General features: G+C 66.6%; 23 protein-coding genes. 18 read left to right on the top strand and 5 right to left on the bottom strand.

Going from position 1 to position 21,269, the window contains the following annotated elements; all coding sequences use genetic code 11:
• The first annotated feature begins 260 nt into the window (after positions 1-260).
• The 3 genes from O5O46_RS05905 (at position 261) to O5O46_RS05895 (ending at position 2,486) form a co-directional block, all read left to right on the top strand.
• On the top strand, positions 261-908 hold the full coding sequence (locus O5O46_RS05905; RefSeq protein WP_269854162.1) for an HAD family hydrolase: 648 nt from the start codon (positions 261-263) through the stop codon (positions 906-908).
• A 147-nt stretch (positions 909-1,055) separates the two neighbouring features.
• The gene (locus O5O46_RS05900; RefSeq protein WP_269854161.1) at positions 1,056-1,877 is read left to right on the top strand and encodes a pentapeptide repeat-containing protein; all 822 of its coding nucleotides are present in this window, start codon (positions 1,056-1,058) and stop codon (positions 1,875-1,877) included.
• Positions 1,878-2,363: 486 nt separating this feature from the next.
• Positions 2,364-2,486: a hypothetical protein gene (locus tag O5O46_RS05895; protein ID WP_269854160.1), complete on the top strand. Its 123-nt coding sequence runs from the start codon at positions 2,364-2,366 to the stop codon at positions 2,484-2,486.
• 34 nt (positions 2,487-2,520) lie between these two features.
• Here O5O46_RS05895 and O5O46_RS05890 read toward each other — a convergent pair whose 3' ends face one another.
• Together O5O46_RS05890 and O5O46_RS05885 are read right to left on the bottom strand one after the other, a co-directional pair.
• On the bottom strand, positions 2,521-3,135 hold the full coding sequence (locus O5O46_RS05890) for a hypothetical protein (protein ID WP_269854159.1): 615 nt from the start codon (positions 3,133-3,135) through the stop codon (positions 2,521-2,523).
• A 455-nt stretch (positions 3,136-3,590) separates the two neighbouring features.
• Complete coding sequence (locus O5O46_RS05885) at positions 3,591-4,259, bottom strand: DUF3592 domain-containing protein (RefSeq protein WP_269854158.1); 669 nt, start codon at positions 4,257-4,259, stop codon at positions 3,591-3,593.
• 530 nt (positions 4,260-4,789) lie between these two features.
• Between O5O46_RS05885 and O5O46_RS05880 the strand changes: the two genes are divergently transcribed.
• From O5O46_RS05880 to O5O46_RS05865, 4 genes are all read left to right on the top strand, one after another.
• A complete protein-coding gene (locus O5O46_RS05880) occupies positions 4,790-5,362 on the top strand; it encodes a DUF4352 domain-containing protein (protein WP_269854157.1) in 573 nt (190 codons plus the stop codon).
• 1,447 nt (positions 5,363-6,809) lie between these two features.
• Positions 6,810-7,568: a DUF6928 family protein gene (locus O5O46_RS05875; RefSeq protein WP_269854156.1), complete on the top strand. Its 759-nt coding sequence runs from the start codon at positions 6,810-6,812 to the stop codon at positions 7,566-7,568.
• Positions 7,569-8,693: 1,125 nt separating this feature from the next.
• On the top strand, positions 8,694-9,629 hold the full coding sequence (locus O5O46_RS05870; RefSeq protein ID WP_269854155.1) for a HEPN domain-containing protein: 936 nt from the start codon (positions 8,694-8,696) through the stop codon (positions 9,627-9,629).
• Between the two features lie 107 nt (positions 9,630-9,736).
• The gene (locus tag O5O46_RS05865) at positions 9,737-11,056 is read left to right on the top strand and encodes a DUF6602 domain-containing protein (protein WP_333482334.1); all 1,320 of its coding nucleotides are present in this window, start codon (positions 9,737-9,739) and stop codon (positions 11,054-11,056) included.
• 524 nt (positions 11,057-11,580) lie between these two features.
• Here the strand turns inward: O5O46_RS05865 and O5O46_RS05860 are convergent.
• The 3 genes from O5O46_RS05860 to O5O46_RS05845 form a co-directional block, all read right to left on the bottom strand.
• Positions 11,581-12,012, bottom strand: coding sequence for an NUDIX hydrolase (locus O5O46_RS05860; protein WP_269854153.1), 432 nt, complete (start codon positions 12,010-12,012; stop codon positions 11,581-11,583).
• Between the two features lie 441 nt (positions 12,013-12,453).
• The gene (locus O5O46_RS05850) at positions 12,454-12,765 is read right to left on the bottom strand and encodes a hypothetical protein (protein ID WP_269854151.1); all 312 of its coding nucleotides are present in this window, start codon (positions 12,763-12,765) and stop codon (positions 12,454-12,456) included.
• Positions 12,759-13,166, bottom strand: a complete 408-nt coding sequence (locus O5O46_RS05845; RefSeq protein WP_269854150.1) for an ATP-binding protein — start codon at positions 13,164-13,166, stop codon at positions 12,759-12,761. Before O5O46_RS05845 ends, O5O46_RS05850 begins: the two co-directional genes overlap by 7 nt.
• 215 nt (positions 13,167-13,381) lie before the next feature.
• On the opposite strand from O5O46_RS05845, the gene O5O46_RS05840 reads away from it, so the two are divergent.
• The 11 genes from O5O46_RS05840 to O5O46_RS05790 all read left to right on the top strand — a co-directional run bounded on the left by O5O46_RS05840 (position 13,382) and on the right by O5O46_RS05790 (position 21,201).
• Positions 13,382-13,696 (top strand): putative quinol monooxygenase, encoded by a 315-nt coding sequence (locus tag O5O46_RS05840; RefSeq protein ID WP_269854149.1) that lies wholly within the window; start codon positions 13,382-13,384, stop codon positions 13,694-13,696.
• Entirely contained in the window at positions 13,677-14,912 is a 1,236-nt protein-coding gene (locus O5O46_RS05835; protein ID WP_443072401.1) for a helix-turn-helix domain-containing protein, read from the top strand. Before O5O46_RS05840 ends, O5O46_RS05835 begins: the two co-directional genes overlap by 20 nt.
• Before the next feature lie 317 nt (positions 14,913-15,229).
• Positions 15,230-15,580, top strand: a complete 351-nt coding sequence (locus O5O46_RS05830; protein WP_269854147.1) for an SCO3933 family regulatory protein — start codon at positions 15,230-15,232, stop codon at positions 15,578-15,580.
• A 2-nt stretch (positions 15,581-15,582) separates the two neighbouring features.
• Positions 15,583-16,959, top strand: coding sequence for an FtsK/SpoIIIE domain-containing protein (locus tag O5O46_RS05825; RefSeq protein WP_269854146.1), 1,377 nt, complete (start codon positions 15,583-15,585; stop codon positions 16,957-16,959).
• Positions 16,960-17,044: 85 nt separating this feature from the next.
• Positions 17,045-17,695 (top strand): DUF2637 domain-containing protein, encoded by a 651-nt coding sequence (locus O5O46_RS05820; RefSeq protein ID WP_269854145.1) that lies wholly within the window; start codon positions 17,045-17,047, stop codon positions 17,693-17,695.
• A 13-nt stretch (positions 17,696-17,708) separates the two neighbouring features.
• The gene (locus O5O46_RS05815; protein ID WP_269854144.1) at positions 17,709-17,900 is read left to right on the top strand and encodes a mobile element transfer protein; all 192 of its coding nucleotides are present in this window, start codon (positions 17,709-17,711) and stop codon (positions 17,898-17,900) included.
• 10 nt (positions 17,901-17,910) lie between these two features.
• Positions 17,911-18,105, top strand: coding sequence for a hypothetical protein (locus tag O5O46_RS05810; protein WP_269854143.1), 195 nt, complete (start codon positions 17,911-17,913; stop codon positions 18,103-18,105).
• 13 nt (positions 18,106-18,118) lie between these two features.
• A complete protein-coding gene (locus O5O46_RS05805; RefSeq protein WP_269854142.1) occupies positions 18,119-18,403 on the top strand; it encodes a hypothetical protein in 285 nt (94 codons plus the stop codon).
• A gap of 131 nt (positions 18,404-18,534) precedes the next feature.
• A complete protein-coding gene (locus O5O46_RS05800; RefSeq protein WP_269854141.1) occupies positions 18,535-19,863 on the top strand; it encodes a replication initiator in 1,329 nt (442 codons plus the stop codon).
• Complete coding sequence (locus O5O46_RS05795; protein ID WP_269854140.1) at positions 19,856-20,068, top strand: helix-turn-helix domain-containing protein; 213 nt, start codon at positions 19,856-19,858, stop codon at positions 20,066-20,068. The genes O5O46_RS05800 and O5O46_RS05795 overlap by 8 nt, the downstream gene beginning before the upstream one ends.
• Positions 20,068-21,201: a tyrosine-type recombinase/integrase gene (locus O5O46_RS05790; protein WP_269854139.1), complete on the top strand. Its 1,134-nt coding sequence runs from the start codon at positions 20,068-20,070 to the stop codon at positions 21,199-21,201. Before O5O46_RS05795 ends, O5O46_RS05790 begins: the two co-directional genes overlap by 1 nt.
• Positions 21,202-21,269: the final 68 nt, after the last annotated feature.

Raw genomic sequence — 21,269 nt, 5'->3', positions numbered from 1 at the left:
GGGGCGAGCGTCCCGCGGCGCGGCCCGGCGATCACCAGGCCCGCCTCAGCCCACGCGACCCCGAGCGCACCCGAGCGCGCCCACCCCGCCGCACCCGCGAATCTCTCTCCCCGCCGCAATGGCGAGCGCCCCCACAGCGCTGGCCCCGCGGCGCCGAGCCCACCCCAGCCCAACGACCCACATCCCGGCGCAAGCCGAAAGGCCAACCGCACCCTCTCCCAACCCCCAAATCCACCGGAAAGGCAATAGACTTGGGCGACATGATCGAAGCCGTCGTCTTCGACATCGGCGAGACCCTGGTCCACGACGACCGCTACTGGGCCGCCTGGGCGGACTGGCTGGGCGTCCCCCGCCACACCCTCTCCGCGCTGATCGGCGCGGTCGTCGCACAGGGCCGCGACAACGCCGACGCACTCCGTCTGCTGCGCCCTGGCATCGACCCGCCCGCCGAGTACGCGGCCCGCGAAGCCGCCGGACGCGGCGAACACCTCGCAGAGACCGACCTCTACCCGGACGTCCGTCCCACCCTCTCCGCCCTGCGAGCGCGGCGGATCGGCGTGTTCGTGGCGGGCAACCAGTCCGCCAGGGCAGCCGAGTTGCTCCGCGCCCTCGATCTGCCCGCCGACGCGATCGCCACCTCCGGCGAATGGGGCGTGTCCAAACCGCACAGGAAGTTCTTCGACCACGTCATGGCCCTCACCGGCCGCGCCCCACACCGCACCGTCTACGTCGGCGACTACCCCGCCGTCGACATCACCCCCGCCCGGGCCGCGGGCCTACGCACCGCCCACATCCGGCGCGGCCCCTGGGGCCACTTGTGGGCCGACACCCCCGAAGCGGCAGCCGCCGACTGGCGCATCGACTCCCTGACCGAGCTGACCGCGATCACCGAGATCACCGCGCCCTGACACCAGCCCGGCCACCAGCGATACCCGCTGAGGCCCACTGACGACGACCGCTCTGACCGGTCGGTCAGGCGTCTGGCCGCCCGGTCGGAGCGCCTCGCGGCATGGGAGAATGCAGCGCATCCAGAGCCACGGGAAACGGAACTCGCCTTGACCCAGCAGCACGTAGCACGGCCCACCGACCTACAGGCCGACTGCGCGAACTGCTTCGCCCTGTGCTGCGTGGCCCTGCCCTTCGCCAGGTCGGCCGACTTCGCGGTCGACAAGGACGCCGGTCAGCCGTGCACGAACCTCCAGGCCGACTTCCGCTGCGGCATCCACACCCGCCTACGCGACAAGGGCTTCTCCGGCTGTACGGTCTTCGACTGCTTCGGCGCCGGCCAGAAGGTCTCCCGGGTCACGTTCGGCGGCCAGGACTGGCGCCAGGCCCCGCACACCGCGCGGCAGATGTTCGACGTGTTCCCGGTGATGCGCCAACTCCATGAACTGCTCTGGTACTTGACCGAGGCACTGACGCTGCCGCAGACCCGGCCCATCCACGCCGACCTGCGCCGCGCGCTGGACAACACCGACCGCCTCACCCGGAACAGCGCCGAACAACTCGCGGACCTGGACATCGCGGCACACCGCGCCGACATCAACGCCCTGCTGCTACGCACCAGCGAACTGGTACGGGCGGACGTCCCCGGCCGCAAGAGGAACCACCGCGGCGCGGACCTGATCGGCGCCCAGCTGAAGGGCGCCGACCTACGCGGCGCGAACCTGCGGGGTGCCTACCTGATAGCCGCCGACCTGACCGGCGCCGATCTGAGAACCGCCGACCTCATCGGCGCTGACCTCCGAGACGCCAACCTCCACGGCGCCGACCTCAACGGCGTCATCTTCCTCACCCAGCCCCAACTCAACGCCGCCAGGGGCGACGCCACCACGAACCTTCCCCCCACGCTCGCCCGCCCAGCCCACTGGCGCTAAGCCACCCCCACCGGGCACGGCCCGCCAACACAACGGGCACTCCCCACCTATGATCAACACCCTTCAGCGGTATCCGGGGGGATGGTCATGCACGTCAGCCCAGTCATCAGGATCGCGATCCCATCAGTGCTCCTGGTAGGAGCACTGACTGCATGCTCCTCTGGTACGGCCCAGCCCTCCGAAGCGGGCCATCCCTCTGGCGCGGGGACGGCATCCAGCGCTCCGTCCACCGCCCCAGCCACTACCCGCACTAGCCCATCCCCCACGGGTTCCTCAGCAGCACCGGTAGTACCAGTCGCAGAGGTCCGCGATGCCTTCGCCGTACTCCAGGCCACCTACAGCGACCCCGGCTGCGCCGCCTCCGAGGGAAACTGCGAGTACTTCCTGAAGCGAATACTGGACAACCTCAACGCCCTCGACGCCTCCATGAAGGCCAGTCCCGAGGGCCCCGCCCACTTCAAACAACCCCTCGCATGGGTCAACCAGATGCGGACGACCCTGGCTGGCGATTCCTCCTTCCCCAATCTCAGGAAGCACCAGGCACTGTTGACCGGCACCCGCGACAGGATCAACACCTGGATGCAGTCCCACCCGGAGGACTACCGCTGACGCCCCGGCGAACGGCGAAGCGCCACCGCCACGTTCATCCGCTGCTGGCCCTGCGCACCGCGTGTGCCAGCTCCCGATGGGCGATGCCCGGGGCATCGGCCGCCAAGTAGAGGCGCCGCGCAGTCAGTCGGGAGCCGTTCGCCAACCGCAAGTCCATCGGCTCGATGAGATCCACCGCGATCTCGGCGGAACCGGCGACGGTGCACATCACGTCCCCGTCCCGGTCTGGTACCTGCCGCACCCCACGCCCCTTGGCCGAAAGCATCTCCCGCCGAACGGCACGAATGGTGTTGAGCGGCACGGCGATCTCGTCGTACAGCCCGGCCCGGATGTGCAGCGCGCCCGAGGTGAGCCGATGCGGGTTGCGCTTGGTCAGCGCGGCGAAGAGGGTGGACAGATCGATCATCAGGGCCATCCACAGGTAGTGGAACGGCCGCAAGGCGGGCGGGATCACCGACATGTCCATCATGCCTTCGACCAGCACCTCGGCACCGACCAAGAGGAACACAGTGGTCCGCAGTGCGGAGGAGTGCCCGATCATGACGTCCCCAGGCCGGGCGACAGGCCGCCAAGCCAGCCAGGCGATCAGATCCTTCACCGTCCGGCCGACCCAGTCCCCCTGCCGGTCCACCTCAATCGCCGCGCCCATGCACCTCTCCCCCGACCTCACCCTTGATCGACAAAAACACGCGAACAAGCTTGTTGCCAGAGGGATTTGGGGCACTGCACCCAACGATGTAGCCGCGGACCCCACTCGGGGGTGGATGGGCGTCGACAGAAGACGGCCGTAAACCCCATCCAAGATCTCGACAAGTGGGTGACTACATTCCGGCACGTAAGTACCTTGCGGGATATGAGAACGCCCCCATCGGGCTGGTCATCACCCAGCAGCAGCGCGCAGGGAATGACCTGCTGAGGAAGCTCGGCGCAGCCGACTACGCGGAGCGGCGCGACTCCGGCACACCAGAGGCCACTCAGAGCGCCCTCAGCGCCTTGGAGGCCCACATCAGCTCTCACGGAGATGGCTTCCTCCGAGCCTGACCCGATGCCGTCAGCCCCGCGGATCGTGCATGGGGCTTTCGCATGTCACGGGCTCCGGTTCTTTCACGCGGTCAGGGCACTGACTTCCGCGACATACTCCCGGCGTGTGCGGCGCTCTCGACGCCCGTGTGTGAACAGCCCAACGGACCCCGCGAAGAGTGCGGTTCCGCTGGGGATCCAAACGGGGACGACGCCTCCTGGGGTGGGCAGAACGTAGGACGGGTCGCTCGGGGTGTACCACACCCGCACCCGGTCGCCGGTAGGCCGGTCCGTGATCCGGTTGTCGTAGGTGCTGTGGGTACGGCCGTCGATGGTCCAGTGGTAGGAGCAGGTGGCCCCCTTCCCGGAACCGTCGCACGAGTCGATCACCGCGACTGTTCGCGAGCGCATGACGAGGATGTCCCGTACTTGACCCCCGGCTCCGGCGAGTCCGCCGATCGCGATCAGGGCAAACAAGAAAGTCAGCGAGAACCAAGCCCCGGCGCGTGCGGCCACTCCTGAGTTCTCCGCCAGTTCAGAGGCGGCGAGGTTGTTGCGCACCACCAGGTAGCCGCCGACCATCAGCATGAGCATCCCGGCGGCTATAAAGCTGACGATCAGATACCGCAGTCCGAGCAGTACTTCCGCGGCCAATGCCACGGTTACGACGGCCAGGTAGGCCGTACCCACGTTGATGGTCTGGCGGTTGAGTCGCAGAACGCGCTGAGCCGCTTCCTTCCCCCCATTGATCATTTTCCGGACAGTAACAGACATCACGGAAGTGGAAGCAAGGGAGCGCCCCCTGGTGGTTCTGATGGAGGCCATAGATCGGGATCTGACTAGCGGCGCCCGGACACCTGACCACAGTGGCGCTTCCGCGCTGCGTCGGCACGACGACCTCAAGACCTGGCCCGCACTCCGAGGTGCCGGCCACAGCCCAGGACGGACGTGCTTGTCATCAACGCGGGGACGTGAGGTCCGAGTGACTGCCCGCACCCCCGAACAATGGCGCTCCCTCGACGCCCCGGTCAGGCAGGCCGGTTGGCAGCCGATCCCCCACCAGTGCTCCCGCTGCGGCGCCGCGGCGTGGCTTGGCGAGACCCGCTCGTGGCACGACGGGCCGCCCTGCCCGTCACGCGGGCGCCCGGCGGGGTTCACTCCTAAGGAAACACAGAACCATCACCAGTCCGTCACGCTGACGCCATGACTTAGCCAAGTCCCGGGCATGTAGCCGACACCTCATCAGAATCGGTGGTTCAAGCCTGAACCACCAAGGGGGACCCATGAGCCGTCGCCTCGCCGCCAGCACCATCACCATCGCAGCACTCGCCACAGCACTCACAGCCTGCGGATCCACCGGCACCACCATCACCAGCACCCCCTACAGCGGCGCCGCCACAAACAGCAGCCCCGCTAAGCCCAGCACCCCCGCCAAGACCGCCACCGTCGGCGACGCCCTCACCCTCACCGGGCAAAACCCCGGCGAAAAGCTCACCATCACCCTCACGAAGTGGTCCACCAACGTCGCCAGCAGCGACGGCATGGAGAGCCCCGACCCAGGCAAGACCTGGGTCGCCGCACAGATCCAGATCGTCAACAGCGGCAGCAACACCTACTCAGACAGCCCCGACAACTGCGTCCAAGCCGCCGACTCGTCCGGACAGCGATTCCCCGCGACGATCGTCAACAGCATCACCAACGGCCCGATGATGACCTCCGACCTGAAACTGGCACCCGGCGACAAGGGCCTCGGTTGGGTCGTGTTCCAGGTTCCGTCCGGGTCGAAGGTCGCCAGCGTGCAGTACACGCCGGACTCTGGGATGTCCAACTCCACCGGCCAGTGGGCCATCAAGTAGCCGCATAGCTCCACCCCTAGGCCCCGAACCGCTGGACGGTCGGGGCCTTCGGCATGCCCAAATGCACGATTGTTGGCCGGAGGCCACCATGCGCCGAACCGTCCGCCGCAGCCTGGCCCTCGCCTCCAGCGCCATCGTCGGCTTCCTCATCGTCACCGCAGCACGCCACCCCGAACCGCTACTGCCGCTATGGCCCCTTGCCCCCGGTTCACACCTCGGCTCGCCCTGCCCACACTGCGGACACTGCGCAGCCCTCCACACGGAACGCGACCGTACCCCGCGCCAGGCCCAGCAGAGTCGCCTCCTCGCCAGTCAACGCGTGAGGGCACACCTCACACCGCACACCCACGTAGTCGTGTTGCCGCACGCCCCGCTGCCAGGTGGTCACCACCATCGCGGGACGGCCACCCGGATCCAACAGCTCGCGCCTCTCCCAAGTGAGACGCGCGCCGCTCCGGAACCTGGAGCCGGCCCGCAAGCATCTGCGCTGGCCCGGCAGGTGCCCGACTGGCCGTCGCCGCGGCCGTGCGGCCAGTCAGCGTCCGGGTCCGTCAGGGTGCGCACGGCCGGAGGGTAACGAGTCCCTCCGAACGGAGCTGCTCGAACGCGAGGCGGATCGCGCCTTGACCAACGGTGTAGCGGCCTGCAGTTCGCGCCAAGACGGCAGCAGTCGACCAACTGGCCATTCGCCGAAACGGATGCGGCGCCGCAGGTGGTCTGCGATCCGCTGGTGGGGCGGATGATCCATTCACGCGTCGGCGATCTCGGTCACGGAAACGCAAGGCTACGAACGGTGGCGGTGGCTTCTACGTAGCAAAATCCGGACGCTGCCCCGCAGCGTCCCTCCCAGATGTGTCTGGCTTGGAATTGGTTGGCCCCGGCTTCGGCCCGACGAGTCGGAGGGGGGCGCACGTTTGTGTGCCGTGACCTGCGTCTACTTCATGATCACCTGGGAGAGATTCGGGAGACGGGGTGGGTCACGGAGGGTTCGCGAGAGGGTAGTCAGAGGTTGGGGAGAAGGTAGGCCTAACAGTGGGGCCCAGGTCAACTACTGCTCTGACCTGGGCCGTTGGGCTTACTTACCTGCTGCTTCTCGGTGGGCACAGACGGATTCGAACCGCCGACATCTGCTTTGTAAGCCTGGTGGTCTGTGGTGGGACGTCTTCGCCGGTCACCATGCGCACACTGCCATCTGGCCGACGACGCGGTGTCCGCACCCCGGACACCCTCATTGACCGTGGCTGACCGCCTGTTCTGGCACGGATCTGGCACGCAGCCGTGAGCCGCCGGTGTCGGGTGGTCGTCGGCGGCTGTTGTCGTGTAGTGGTGAGCTGCCTCGGACGGCCCGTAGGCCGGCCGGCGCTCCGCGTCGGCTGAGCCGGTCCTGATGTCAGTGCGGGCGGCTATGGTGCGACCGCTATCGAACGTGGTGCTTCGGGGAGGGACATTGGGAGCCAAGACGGGACTGCTCGCGTATGCCAACGGCCACGTGCCGGCACTACTGCGTCAGGTGGCTACGGCGGACCTGGCGCGGACGTCCGCGATGATGCAGCGTCTCTACCCGGGCTGGCAGATCGAGGAGAGTGCGGGCTCGAATCTTTCAGATGGCGTGTACCCCCCGGATGGGATGGTCTACGCAGCCAGCTGGCCGGGCGTGGAGATCGTCTGCGATCGGCGGGTAGTGAACGACCTCCCGTCGCGGCTTCCGGAGCATCTCGTTGCGGCAAGTGTCGGCCGAAGCCTCGTCTTGCATGCCATGCACAGCGTGGTCGATTGCCTCGCGTTCGCCGTGTGGGAAGACGGGCGCCTCGTTCGCTCCCTAAGCCTGTCGCCGGACAGCGGGATCATCGAGAACATCGGCGAACCGCTCCCCTTCGAACTGCCCTACTGGAATGGTGACCGTCCTGCGGACGTCATTCCCTGGCCTGGTGAGCAGCAAGCGCCGTACGCGCTGCCATTCCACCCACTGAGCCTCGGTGAAGACGCGCTGCGCGCGCTTTGCGGGTTCATCCAGGAGGGCCGCCCGGAGCCCGACGACGTCGACGCTGACCGCATTGAACTCCACGGATTTCGCGTGCGTGACCCGAACGGGCCTGATCCCGCCGAGAAGCAAGCAGAGCTGCGAAGGGCCATGGAGGCCATGGGTCCGCCGCGCTTCTACACAATGGGGCCTGATGGCTCGCTGATCGAGCGCGACAGCCTGTAGCTGAACTCAACACCCCGGCTCACGACCTGCCATGCCCAACATTTCCAACCGTGTTGGTGGGGTGTGGGGGTGCGTGCAGGGGCGTTCACCTGGGTTCATGGGTGGCTGGCTGAAGGCACGTGGACGGCTTCGGGTCTCGCCTGAACGACCGTGAACGGGACTGAATAAGACGGAAACTGAGACGGACTGCCATCACGAGTTACCTGGTCACCGTGCTCGCCACGGTTCCACGTGACGACACCTTTGCCGCTGGGTGTAGCCGCCGGGCACGCCGACGCTGACGGAACTCCAGAAGGGCTCGGCCTCGCGGAAATGGCCGCCGCCCGTGTGCCATTGGACTTCTGGGTACCGACGGCGCAGGGACCGGAGAGCGGCTGACGCGAGGCCATAGCGCTTATACCCCTCGTACGAGTGAGGGGATTCAACCCAGCCGATCTTACATAGATCACAGACTACGTTCTCGACCTCGAAAGCGAGGTCGGATCGGACGTAGGCCGCTCGGATGCGCCAACCTGTTCGCTCGTAGTAGCCGGCGGGCCGGTCCACCCAAGGTTCCGGTGGGATCGCGGTCCCGTCGAAGTGGTAGGACGCGGGGTTCACCCATCGGCGGAGCCGATCCCGCCAGGTCGGCTCGTCGGGCCACTCCCGCACCCAGTACACGCAGTCAGAGCGGCGCGACACAGCGCGGACTGCCGCCTCCATGTCAGCCATGCGGTCTCCTGCCCGAGTTCTGGTGCTGACCTCGGCCATCGTCCGGTGCGCGGGAGGCTGCTGTACAGCACACTGTGCGGCTGCACTACGGCGCCCTCAGCTTGGGAAGCTTGGGTGATGCAGAGGCGGGGACCTTGCTGACCTGCGGCGGAAAGGCGTCGACGCCCGTTGACCGCCGATCGCGTTCCCGGCGCTCCCCGTAGTTCCCCGCACGATCTGGCACGGGTCTGGGACGATCTCTGACGCTTGCTCACGTTGATGGGGACAGCTCCGCCTGAGCCTGCCGGTCCCATGGTCGCCGTGGACCAGGTCGACACGGATGCCCGCGCACCCCAGCCTTAATACGGAAGTCGGCAGACATGAGTCCCTGAGCTGGCGCATAATGCTTCGATGCGGATGGGGGGAGGGCTGCATGTGGGTAGGTATTACGCGCCGCTTTCGGGGCTGATTCCACATGACCTCGCTGAGCCCGTCTGGGCTGGCGACTATGCGTTTATAGCACGGAAGTGGGACGTCAGCATTTTCGATTGGGCGGAGCTGCAGAGCAAGCATAAGTTGCATATCTCATACACGGCGGGAGATCTGCTTCTCAAGAGCTGCAATATGGAACTTGCGGTCTCTGCATCTTCTGTCGATGATGTACGGGATAAGATCCTTGCTTTCCATGTGGTGATGTACGCCCGCGGCTTCCATCCGTTCTCAGTGCAACTCGTATCCAGCTATTCCATCAATGACTATGCAGGGATTTGCTCGCGGAAGTCTAGCCATGGACTTGAGCTCCTACCTGAGGGGATGCGCACTGGGATCACTAGTGCTACGGACTGCGTAGAAGTGTGGCCGGCTCCATACGCTTCGGGGGCCGCATTCCGCAAGGAAGCACTCGCTCGCACAGTCACGCCTGACTTGCTCGCCCAGGTCGTTGATGATGTTGGCCGTTGGAACAATCTCCGGAGCAGATATCCAGTCTGCCGCTTTATTGAGCGGGTTCTGATGTCCAGCCCGGTTGTTGCTGATACCGGGCAGTCGCTTTTGCATGTCTGGACTGGGCTCGAATCAATATTCCCTAAGGTGCAATCCGAGGTAAGCTTTCGCCTGGCTTTGTATCTTGCCCAACTTCAGTCCTCTTTGGGAGACCGTCAGGATTTCTTCCAAAGAGCTAAGCGGTCTTACGGAGATCGCTCCAAGGTGGCTCATGGGGGTGAGCTGAAATCCAGAGAGGGTGCCGATCCATGGTTGGAAGCCTGGAGCATTTTGACGCACACCGTGCGGGCGCTGCTTAATCGGCAGTGCATCCTCACGGAAGAAGAGCTGATCCAAGAGCTTCTTGTGGCAGCCGATGCGAGTGAATAAATAAGCTCCGGGCTTGGGCACGGTGGTACCAGTGTCGCAGATCGACTTGGGTGACCTTAGGCAGTTCCGATGGCATGTAAAGCAGATCAAGCTGGGGGTGACGTCTAGTGATTCGCACAGTTGCCGACCTTCTTTCAGGCATTCTCCGAGATGAGTTGCCTAAACTCGATAATGCTCCCGTAAAGCATGCTCCGACCATTGGAGACATGTATGAGGGATTGTCTTCCGAGATATTGAATCGCGCCCTTCCAGATGGCTTGGGGCTGCGGGTGGTATCCGGATTTGCTCGCGATGGCCGAGGATGCCTATCCGGTCAACTTGACTGCATGGTGGTGCGGGGAGAGGGGGAGAAACTGCCATACACCGACTCGTACGTATGGCATGTTAAAGATATCATTGCCGTCATCGAAGTCAAGAAAAACCTCCACTCGGCTGAGCTTCGCGATGCGTTCGCGCAGCTCAAGACGGTAAGCGCGATCGAGCACTCTTATTACCAAAGTGAAGACGAGGAACTGGACGACCCTGATCGCAACATGGCCCCGTCCGCTAGAACGTTTTCCGAGATGACGGGGAGAATCGTTCGGGATGTGGAAGGGCCCACTGCTCTCCCGTACGAAGAGGAGGCTATATTTCACGCGCTTCTCCTAGAGCAAGTGTCTGCGATTCGAGTCATACTTGGAATGCACGGATTCAAGAGTGAGCGGGCGTTCCGATCGTCAATGGTCGACTATCTTGAGCAGAACATTGGGAAGAAGGGGTTCGGCCCGACGGGTTTTCCTCAATTGATCATATCGGGTAGCTATTCCCTCGTGAAGACCAATGGGCGGCCATTCATGGCACCTCTGGTCGATGGATGGTGGCCATTTTACTTCTCGACATCAGCAAATCCACTGAGGCTGCTACTGGAGTTCGTTTGGACGCGGCTGGATGAAATGTATGGATTTGGTCGTGAATTGTGGGGAGAAGATCTTGAGGTGGAGGTCGGAAGGACCCTATTGAGCTTTCGTGCTGCACGTGTCGATGGAAGAAGGGGCTGGCAAGTACGATCGCATGAGTTTGGCGATGGAGCGCTAAGCGAGATTCCGGTGACGGAGCAGTGGTGTCCGGAGTTTATCGGAAAGGAGGAATTTGTTTTGCTCATGCGGTTGTGTGAAGGGAAAGAAGTCCGTTATGATGACACTGAAATACTGTCATGGCTAGAGTCTCGCGGCATGGAATTTAACGACGTGTGCAACCGCTTGTTGCAAACCCGCCTTGTCGCTTTCTCCGGGCAAAGCCTAAAGCTCATCACGCAGAAATGCCAGTTGGCAATTCTTCCGACGGGTGAATATGTCGCCGCGGAAAATAGCACTGGTCGGTTGGATCGTTGGATTTCTCGTCGAATTGAGGGCTTGCGCGAATGCGATTCGGGTGAGGGATTGGCGTGAATAATTCCAAAATGCCCAGATCTACCGGACCCTCCCTGCAACTGTCAGGCAGATGACCTGATATCACCCACTCAAGTTCAGTGGTGCAGCGGTGGTGAGCTGGCGCATTCAATCGTGCTATTTGGCGGCAGGTCGGGTGGTTGACGCACTAGGTCGGCGTAGCGATTTTGGGCTGGAGCTGCTTTGGCGCGAGTGATCACGGCCCCGTAAGCTTGCGGCGCGTCGGGCAGGTAGTGGACCTGCCCGGTAAAGCACGACGTTGGGGCCGTGATCTTCGAGGCTCGCGCCAAAGTGGCTGCCTAAAATCGCGGAGCCGACCGCCCCAGCCACGACGTACCCCTTCTCTGGCGGCAAGCGGCTGATCGCTGTGCGCGCGGCACGGGCGCCGGCCGGGCTGGAGCGGGGCGGAGACAGGAGCGCAGGCCCGGCCGGGGGCCGGGCCGCGCGCGGGGAGCGGAGCGAGCCGCCTTGAACCCGTAGAGAAGGTTGTTACTCGCCATGCGCCTGGGGCTGGCGAACCAGTGCTAGGCGAGCTTCACGCCGTCATGCGCACGCACGGCGGGTGAGGATGCCGCGTCGAGTGCGTCCAGGACGCGGATCGCGTATGCCTCGTCGGCGAGTTGGCGTACCTCTTCGCGGGTGGCCCAGCGCAGTGCCCGGGTCTCCGCTCCGGTCGTGAGACTGCCGCCCATCGCCTTGCATCGGAAGACCAGGGCGACCACCAGGCCGGTCATGTTCTTGTAGACGCCTGTGAGCGTTGCCGGGAGTTCGATCGTGATCCCGGTCTCCTCTAGCACCTCGCGCCGGAGGGCTTCCGTGATCGTCTCCCCTGCCTCCAGGACTCCGCCGGGTGGTTCCCAGTGGCCGTTGTCCCGACGCTGTATGAGCAGAGCCCGGCCCTGGTGGTCGACTACGACTCCGGCGACGCTTACAGAGTGCGGGCGTTGGGCGCTCACGATCCTCGGTTCCCCTCGGCTGGCTGGTCGTTTCACCGTACGCGAGCCGAGTGCGGCATCACCTGACGTGGCCACAGAACTGTTCTGCGCAGGTTGGGAGTTGTCCAACCTGGCGGTGGGCCAGTGCCACAAAGAGCACTGGGCGGGCGGTCCACTCGATGCGGGTGCTGCCGTGGCTGACGGCGACGGCGCATGGCTGGGCGCGCTCCAGGTCGCCGATGGCAGCCACGTAGCCGCTGGTCATCCAGGCCCAGGCTCGATCGGCTGCGTCTGGTTCAAGGGCCGACACAATAGTCTGTAGGACCCCCCTGATCCATCGCACAGCTTGTGTGGCGGTGACCGCTTCGAACGAAGCAAAGAGACCAGGAGCACTGCCAGTTGTGGGGCTTGTGGTCCAGCACTCGCACCAGTAGCCGCGGCGAACGTTGAGGTCGGGGTTCTTCATCGTGCGGTCCCTATAGGGCGGACTGACAGGACGTATCGGGTGGTGTCGTCGGCGAGGATGAAGGCGTACGTCTCACCTGCGGCTAGTGCGGATAAGGCGCGTTCGTGCTCGACCTGGTCGTCGAGCCAGTGACTGGCCGGTCGAGCGGGCGCCGAGTCGAGTTGGTCGGCGACATCCCGTACGCGACCGCGGAGCCAACGCAGCGCCAGGCGTGGCGTGCTGGCCGGTTGCGTGCTCAGCAGGTGGGCGCTTCCGCTCTCCCCTACGTGGGCGACGGCTTCGCACCAGTAGTTGAAGAGAGTCAGCACGCGATCACCGGCTCAGCTGGCACTGGCATCAAGTAGGCGGTGATCGTGCGGCCGTGCTCGTCGCCGTCGATGTCGACGTGCTGAGCCAGAGCAACGACCAGCCCGAGCCCGCGGCCGTGGGGGTCCTCTTCGGCGGGGTCCTGGACGCTCGGCTCGTTCTTCGCGGCTCCGAGGTCGGCAACCGAGACCGTGATGCCTCCGCCAGACGTGGCTAGCGAGACACGGAAGGTGCCGGGCTCGTCGCCGCTCGCGGTGTGGAGAAGGGCGTTGGAACCGAGCTCGGTCACAACCAGGGCGGCGTCCTCGACACGCGGACTGCCGCTCAGGATGTGTCGCGTCCACTGGCGGACATTGCGGAGCTCCTCCGGCCGCCCGGGAAAGGTGCGTCGGTACGTGGGCATGGACCGCCTCCATCTCGGTGACCTGCGGATTTCTGCGCCAACTACCTCGTCCTGCTGACGCGGATCGCAGTGAGCCGTACAATTAGTACTAGCACCGTACCGAGTGTGCGGGTACTCCGAGTGCGGGATCGCACTTTTCGTGCGGGTCGCCTGGCGCATAGCGTTCACGCCGAGGTGTGGTGCTGAGCTGAGACGTCGATCGAGAGGGGAACCGCATGTTCGGGCTGATGGTGCGCTTCACGTGCAAGGACGAGTCGGCGGCTGCCGAGTTCGATTCCTTGGTGGCGCGGACCGGCGAACAGATCCGCGCGAACGAGCCCGGGACGGTGATCTACACGGTGCACCGGGTTGACGGTCGCCCGCTGGAACGCATCTTCTACGAGCTCTACCGGGACAAGGACGCCTTCGAAGCTCACGAGTCGAAGGACTACGTGAAGGCCTTCCTCTCCGCGCGCGAGCAGTACCTTGCCTCAACCGAGGTCGATCGCTTGGACTTCGTGTCCGGCAAGGGTGTGGACGTTGAGCACTGACTATGAGAAGGCGCTTGGTCGCAAGATCGCCTTCAACCGCAAGCGCCGTGGGCTCTCACAGAAAGAGTTCGCTCGCCTGCTGGACCGTTCCGAAGCCTGGGTGTCCCAGGTAGAGCGGGGTGTACGCCGCATCGACCGTATGACGGTGTTGGAAAAGGTCGCTGAAGTCCTCGAGCTGCCTTTGGCGGAACTGGCGGCGGAAGCGCCGATTGTGGCATCGGTGGCCGAAGGTGAGCCCCCGGGGGCCAGCCGCCTGCGCCTAGTGCTGAGCGCCGCCCATTCTCTGAAGGCGATCCTCGGGCACCACGAGCCGCCGGACGTGCCTGCGCTTCGGTCTGAGGTCGACCGCGCATGGGAACTGACGCACCAGGCCAAGTACGCGGATTTGGCAGACCTGTTGGAACGGCTGGTCCCCAGGCTGGAAGGAGCCGCGCGATCGACTCCGGAGAAACAACGGCCTGAGCTCTTCCGGCTGCTGGCCGCGATGTACCACACGTGCAGTGCCGCCCTGGCAAACATGGGAGAGCCCGAGGCAGCCTGGATCGCCGTTGACCGCTCGGTGGTCGCCGCCGAACGGGCCAACGATCCGTTGTTGATGGCAGCCGGCGAGTTCCGACTGTCCATCGTCTTCCTCGGTGCGCGCCACTTCGACCAGGCCGCCCAAGCCTCGGGGACTGCCGCGGACGCACTTCGCCCCCTGGCGGAGTCCGGGCAGGTCGAAGCTGTTGCCCTGCGCGGGGCACTGACCTTGCAGCGGGCAGTAGCCGCAGCCAAGGCGAATGACGCCGAGGCCGCGTACGCGTACCTGCGGGACGCCCGGGGCATGGCTGACCAGGTTGGCTCCGGGCGCAACGACTACAACACCGAGTTCGGTCCCACCAACGTCGGGCTTCATGAGGTCTCGGTCGCCGTCGATCTCGGTGACGCCGGAGTGGCTCTCAGGGCCGCGGAGAGCATCGACGCGTCGGTGCTCTCCTCCGAGCGACAGACACGGTTCCAGATCGACATCGCGCGTGCGCATGCCCAACGTCGGCAGGTCGACAGCGCTGTCTCCGCGCTACTGAAGGCCCGCCAGCTCTCGCCTGAGATGGTCCGCGCCATGCCGAGTGTGAAGCAGCTCGTGGCGGACCTGCTGACCATGAGTCAGCCGCCGTCGGATCAGTTGCGGTCGCTTGCAAGCGAGTTGGGCGTACAGGAAGTGCGGACTAGTACATGAAGTACTAGACAGTACTTGGAGTACGGCTTACTGTGGTGAGTGTCGGCAGACTCCTCCGCATCCGGCGGAGTGGGTGATGCGGGCATGCGAACGCGCCGGAGCAGGAAGGCAGACCTGCACCGGGGCGCGAGCGATAAGGGCCACAGACATGAATGTGGCCTGAGCGGGAGGCAGCCCACTCAGGCCGGGTGCGTCGTTGGCACAACGCTCCTAGAGCGTATCGCGCCCAGTCCGTATGCGGTCAACCTCCCGTTGCGTAGGCATTCGTCAGCAATTGCGCTCCTCACGACGAGGGGCGCGCGCAAGGGAGTAGTTCTGTGCGTTCCATCCGTGTGGAGACCTCGGCGGCGACGATCCTGTTGACCGAGGCTCCGGAGAAGAAGGTCAAGGACCGGCAGTCGGGCGAGATCGCCACCGACGCGGTCACCGGCGAGACGCTGATGACGCTCGGCGTGGTCTACATCGAGGGCGGCGAGTCCTCGCTGATCAAGGTCACCGTTCCCGAGCGGGGCATCACCGAGGGTCTGGCGGTCGGGGCTCCGGTCTCGCTCGTGGGCCTGGTGGCGCGGCCGTGGGAGTCGACGTTCAACGGTCAGCAGCGGCACGGGATCGCCTACCGGGCCGAGGTGGTGGCTCCGGCTTCCTTCCCGGCTGAGGTGGGGGCCTGATCGTGTCCGATCTGATGACGTTGGTGGAGGTGGGTGGTCCGGTCGCCGCGTTCGGTGGCGGGGCTGCCTACCTCCGGGCCCGGCACCCGGCCGCCTACTGGTGCACGCTCGGCCTGCCGGTCTCGACGGCGAAGCTGCTGGGCTCGTACGGCTCGACCATGGACGCGTGCGGGCTGACCGTCCAGCCGTCCAGGCTCCGGGCTCTGCTGGTTCAGGCGACCACCCGGCGGGAGGTGCGGCCCGTCCCGCCACGGCGCGGGATGATCCGGCCGACCTCGACCGGGATGCGGCTGAGGTTGCGGCTCGCTCCGGGGCAGGAACCGGCGGACGTGGCGGCCTCGGCCGAACGGCTGCGGCACGCCTGGGGCGTTCACGCCGTGTACGTCACCGTGGTCAAGCCGGGCGTGGTCGAGCTGCGGCTGGTCGGGTTCGATGTGCTGCGGAAAGTGCGCATGCCGCGCAAGACCGGCGGCGGCTTCCTGAAGGTGCCGGTGGCGCTGCGGGAGGACGCGACGGCGTTCGTGCGGGACTACCGCGCGATACCCCACCAACTCACCCTCGGTGCCACGCTGTCGGGCAAGTCGATGTTCCTGCGGCACGTGGTCGCCGGGCTCGCTCCCCAACCGGTGGCGCTGGTGGGGATCGACTGCAAGCGGGGCGTGGAGTTGGCGCCGTTCGCTCCTCGGCTCTCGGCGCTGACGACCGATCCGGAGCAGGCGGCTGAACTGCTGCCGGTGCTGGTCGAGTTGATGGAGGACCGGTACGACCTGATCAAGGCGCGGCAGGGCATCGCGCCGGGTACGCCGGATGAGGAGATCACCTCGGACATCTGGGGCCTGCCCGAGGCCGAACGCCCCGTACCGGTCGTGCTGGTGGTGGACGAGGTGGCCGAGCTGTTCCTGGTCGCCACGAAGAAGGACGAGGAACGGCGGGACGAGATGGTCACCCAGCTCATCCGGCTCGCCCAACTCGGCCGTGCCGCAGGCATCTACCTGGAGGTGTGCGGTCAGCGGTTCGGTGCCGAGTTGGGCAAGGGTGCCACGATGCTCCGCGCCCAGCTCACCGGTCGGGTCTGCCACCGGGTGAACGACGAAGCCTCGGCCAAGATGGCGCTCGGCGACATCGCACCCGAAGCGGTCGGCGCGGCCTGCGCCATCGCGCCCGAGTCGCCTGGCCTGGCGGTCGCTGGGGATACCTCCGGCGGCTGGTCCCGCATCCGCACCCCGTATCTGTCGCTCGGCGACGCTGCGGCGGTGTGTGCCGAGACGGCTCACCTCGTGCCGGACATTCCCGCGCTTGATCCGTTCCGGCCCGCCGTGCCTGTCAAGCCTGTTGACCGCCCGGTGTCGCTGGTCAAGCCGCTACCGGTGACCGACTAACCCCCTCCCCCTCCAACGGTCGGCGTGACCGCCTCACGCCACGTCCCTACCCCCGCCATGCCTGAACCAGGAAGGAGGCCGCGCCATGCGCGCTCACCTGGCCCGCGTTGACGCGGTGCTCGTCCAGGCGGTCATCGCCGCCGCGTTGTCCTTCGCGCACCTGCACGACATCGCCTCGGCGGCCGGACAGAACGGCTGGAAAGCCTGGGCCTACCCGGTCTCGGTCGACCTGCTACTCGTCGCGGCCTGGCGGCGGCTGCGAACTGGCTCGTCCAAGGCGGCCGGGTGGTGCTGGTTCGTGATCGCGCTTGCCGCCTCGCTCGGGGCGAACGTGGCCACCGCCGGACTTCTCGACTTGGGCGCCGTCCCGGCCTGGCTGCGCATCCTCGTCGCCGGATGGCCCGCGGTCGCCTTCCTCGGCGGAACACTCCTCGCGCACACCGCCACGACACCTCGACACATCCAACCGCCCGCCTTGACAGCCCAGTTGGACCTGACCGACGAGGAAGAAACGGCTCCTCGCGCCGAGGCGGACGGCGGCACTCCCGCTCCGGCACCGCCGGAACCGGCCGACCAACCGACCACGCCCGCGGTACCCGCCGCCCTGGTCGAACACGCCCGCAAGCTCGCCACCGCCCACCAGGAACGCACCGGGCGGTCCATCGACACCCCGACCCTGCGCGCCCAGCTCGGCGTCCCCGCGCCGCTCGCCGAAGCCATCGCCGCCCAGCTCTGAAAGGAGTCCTCCCGTGTCCGCCAACCGCCGCTTCCGCAACGTCGTCTGCATCGGCCCGGTCCAGGTCGGCACCGCCTACGACAGCCGAGGCCGCGAGAAGCACACCGCTGCCTGCACCGCGCCGCGCTGCGGCTTCTCCTGCGACTACGACTCCCGCGCCGCCGCCGAGTTGGCGGCCCGTACCCACCGCTGCCCCGTCCGCTGAAAGGCCCCCAGTGACCGTCAGCCTGCCCCTGGTCGTCGTGCTCGGCGTCGTCGCCTGGGCCGCGATCAAGTTCATGAACATCCGCCTGTGGGTCGCCGTCGTGATCGCCCTGTTCGGCTTCTACCTCGCCCACACCTTCCTTGCCCCCGCCATCGACAGCGGCACCCGCACGGGCGTCGGCGTCGTCAACGGCACCCACCGCTGAAAGGACCAGCGCCATGCTGCTCCGACCCACCTACCCCGCACTTCCCGAGCCGCGCACCCACACGACAACCGCCGTGGTGCACGGTCATGAGTCGGCCTGCCCCTGCGCCCACATCCCGGCGCCTCCGACCCGCGGGATCGCCTCCGTTGTCGGGCTCGGCGTCGGTGCGGTCGCCGCCGTCGTCCTGGTCGGCATCGTGCTGACCGCCCTGGTGACCGCTGTCGCCATCGGGGCCGTGTCCGTGGCGGTCGCCGCCGTGGTCCTGCGCTCCCTGCTCGGCACCCCGCGCCACCGCTGATCAACAACTGCCGGGGCGGCCCGATACCGCCAAGCATCGCCGCCCCGGCAGCCCACCCCTCCACGACCTGAGCCGCAAAGGAGATCACCATCATCACCCGGGCCACCCCGCCCCCGCTGCCGGAACTCGGCATGCTGGCCTCGCTCGGCACCATGCCCGCGCTGGTACGCCAGCTCTCCGGCCTGGGCGGCTGCACCAACCCGATCCGCCTCGACGGCCACCGCTCCGAGTACGCGCTGGACACCGCCACCGGCGAGATCGGCCCACTCCTCCACCACATCGCCTCTGACCAGCTTCCCGCCGGTCACCTCCTGGTCCGCTGCAACAACCGCCGCGTGACCCGCTGCCCGGCCTGCGCCGAGGTCTACCGCCGCGACACCTACCAGCTCATCACCGCCGGACTGCGCGGAGGCAAGGGCACCCCTGAGCAAGTCGCCACACACCCCCGCGTCTTCGCCACCTTCACCGCGCCCAGCTTCGGCCCAGTCCACAACCGCCCGGACTCCGGCCGCTGCCGCTGCGGAGCCGCCCACCCTGCCGACGCGCCGGAGTTGGGTACGCCGCTCGACCCGGAGTCGTACGACTACGAAGCCGCGGTTCTCTGGAACGCCCACGCCGGTGCGCTGTGGCGGCGCTTCTCCATCTACCTGCGCCGTGAGGTCGCCAAGCGGGCAGGGCTGACCCAACGCGCCTTCCGCCGGTACGCCCGGGTCAGCTTCGCGAAGGTCGCCGAGTACCAGCGGCGCGGCCTGGTCCACTTCCACGCCGTCATCCGCCTCGACGGCCCCGACGGCGGCACCACCCCGCCCCCGGCCTGGGCCACCGCCGAGCTGCTGACCGACGCCATCCGCGCCGCCGCTACCACCGCACGCATCACCGGCCCAGTCCTTGACGGGCGGCAACACGTCTTCGCCTTCGGCCGCCAACTCGACGTACGCACCATCCGCAGCGCCGAGTTCAACGGCCAAGCCGAGCTGACCGATCGCGCGGTCGCCGCCTACATCGCCAAGTACGCCACCAAGGGCGCCGAGTCGGCGACCGGCACCCTGGATCGGCCGATCAAGTTCCTCGCCGAGCTGGCCCGCCTCGCCATCAGCGACCACGCCCGACGCATGATCCGCACCGCCTGGGCGCTCGGCGGGCGGCGGGAGTTGGAGGATCTCCGGCTCCGCGCCTGGGCGCACATGCTCGGCTTCCGCGGCCACTTCTCCACCAAGACCCGCCGCTACTCCACCACCCTCGGCGCCCTCCGCACCGCCCGCGCCGAATGGCGACGCGCCCAAGCCATCACGGCCCGCTGCGACACCGACAACCGGCCAACGGACGCCGAAACCGGCGAGACGACGCTGGTCCTCGCCCACTGGACCTTCGCCGGAACCGGCCTCACCCCCGGCGAAGAATGGCTCGCCGCTTCGATCGCGCCCTCCCCAGGAACGGAAGGAGAACCCACCCATGGCTGACCGGTACCTGTCCGTCGCCCAGGTCGCCGAACTGCTCGGCACCTCCGAGCGGTTCCCGCGTCGCCTGATCGCCGAGCGGCGCATCACCTTCGTCAAGGTCGGTCGGCACGTCCGCATCCCTGAGGCTGCACTGCGGGCCTTTATCGAAGCGAACACCGTCCAGCCCGTGTCGATCAGCCGGGCACGCTTCGGGGCGGTGGCCTGATGCCCAACGCACGTGGCAAGCGCCGTCGCTTCGGCTCAGTACGACGGCTTCCGTCCGGGCGCTTCCAGGCTCGCTATCCGGGCCCGGACGGTCAGCTCCGTAACGCAGACAAGACCTTCCCGACGCAACGGGACGCCGAGGTCTGGCTTGTGCGCAAAGAGGCCGAGATCGTGGAGGGGCGCTGGCAGGACCCACATGAGGAGATCGCCTTCGGCGAATACGCCACGGCGTGGCTCAAAGAGCGTGGCTACGCCGCAACGACCCGCGAGCGCAACGAGAGTGCCCTGCGGCTCCACATCCTCCCGGCCTTCGACCGCTCCCCCATCTCGAAGATCACCACGCCGCACGTCAGGCAGTGGCGTGCCGCACTGCTCGACAAAGGGATCGGCGAGACGACCGTGGTGAAGGCTTATCAGATTCTCCGCGCCATCATGAACACTGCCGTGGACGACGGGCTGATCCAGCGCAACCCGTGCCGGGTGAAGGGTGCCGGTGCGGCCAAGACAGCCGAGCGGCCATACCTCACCGTGCCGGAGGTCTACCGCCTAGCCGACAAGGTGCCCGCATGCTTCCGCGTCCTGGTGCTCCTCGCCGCGTTCACGGGCCTGCGATTCGGCGAACTGGCGGCGTTGCAGCGTCACGATGTGGATCTGGAGCGCCGTACGATCTCTGTGCGACGGGCTCAAGCGGAGACAAGGGCAGAGGGCTTGGTCATCAAGACGCCGAAAAGCAACGCCGGTATTCGGTCCGTGGCTTTTCCTGCCTCGCTGGTCGAAGAGTTGACGACTCACCTCGACCTGTACGCCGAACCGGGCCGGAACGGGCTGGTCTTCGTCGGCCAACGCGGCGGACGGCTGCGTCGGAACAACTTCCGCCGGGTGTGGCTTCCTGCGCTGCGCGCCGCTGGTCTGTCGGACGTTCACTTCCACGACCTCCGGCACACCGGCAACACCCTCGCCGCGACCGGTGGCGCCACGACCCGTGAACTCATGCACCGCATGGGGCATTCGTCGGTGCGTGCCGCGCTGATCTACCAGCACCTGGTCAACGGCCGTGACCACGCCATCGCCGACCACGTAGACGAGCAGATCCGCCAGGCAAAGCGGGGGCGCGGCAAGCTATCTGGCACGTAAGTGGCACGGCCCGGCCCCCGCCGGTCCCGCGAGGGGAAACGATCAAGGCCCAGGCTTCCGGATACATG

The sequence above is a fragment of the Streptomyces sp. RPT161 genome (assembly GCF_027533845.1).
GTDB classification, from domain to species: Bacteria; Actinomycetota; Actinomycetes; order Streptomycetales; family Streptomycetaceae; genus Streptantibioticus_A; species Streptantibioticus_A silvisoli_A.
Note: the sequence above shows the minus strand (reverse complement) of the source record. Positions and strands in the feature narration are given on the sequence as shown.

Bases quoted from the DNA above. Each gene is read 5' to 3' on its own strand.
- O5O46_RS05905 (WP_269854162.1), top strand. From the start codon at position 261: ATGATCGAAGCCGTCGTCTTCGACATCGGCGAGACCCTGGTCCACGAC.
- O5O46_RS05895 (WP_269854160.1), top strand. From the start codon at position 2,364: ATGCGGACGACCCTGGCTGGCGATTCCTCCTTCCCCAATCTCAGGAAG.
- O5O46_RS05890 (WP_269854159.1), bottom strand. From the start codon at position 3,135: ATGGGCGCGGCGATTGAGGTGGACCGGCAGGGGGACTGGGTCGGCCGG.
- O5O46_RS05885 (WP_269854158.1), bottom strand. From the start codon at position 4,259: ATGATCAATGGGGGGAAGGAAGCGGCTCAGCGCGTTCTGCGACTCAAC.
- O5O46_RS05880 (WP_269854157.1), top strand. From the start codon at position 4,790: ATGAGCCGTCGCCTCGCCGCCAGCACCATCACCATCGCAGCACTCGCC.
- O5O46_RS05845 (WP_269854150.1), bottom strand. From the start codon at position 13,166: ATGCCCACGTACCGACGCACCTTTCCCGGGCGGCCGGAGGAGCTCCGC.
- O5O46_RS05840 (WP_269854149.1), top strand. From the start codon at position 13,382: ATGTTCGGGCTGATGGTGCGCTTCACGTGCAAGGACGAGTCGGCGGCT.
- O5O46_RS05820 (WP_269854145.1), top strand. From the start codon at position 17,045: ATGCGCGCTCACCTGGCCCGCGTTGACGCGGTGCTCGTCCAGGCGGTC.
- O5O46_RS05805 (WP_269854142.1), top strand. From the start codon at position 18,119: ATGCTGCTCCGACCCACCTACCCCGCACTTCCCGAGCCGCGCACCCAC.
- O5O46_RS05800 (WP_269854141.1), top strand. From the start codon at position 18,535: ATGCTGGCCTCGCTCGGCACCATGCCCGCGCTGGTACGCCAGCTCTCC.
- O5O46_RS05795 (WP_269854140.1), top strand. From the start codon at position 19,856: ATGGCTGACCGGTACCTGTCCGTCGCCCAGGTCGCCGAACTGCTCGGC.
- O5O46_RS05790 (WP_269854139.1), top strand. From the start codon at position 20,068: ATGCCCAACGCACGTGGCAAGCGCCGTCGCTTCGGCTCAGTACGACGG.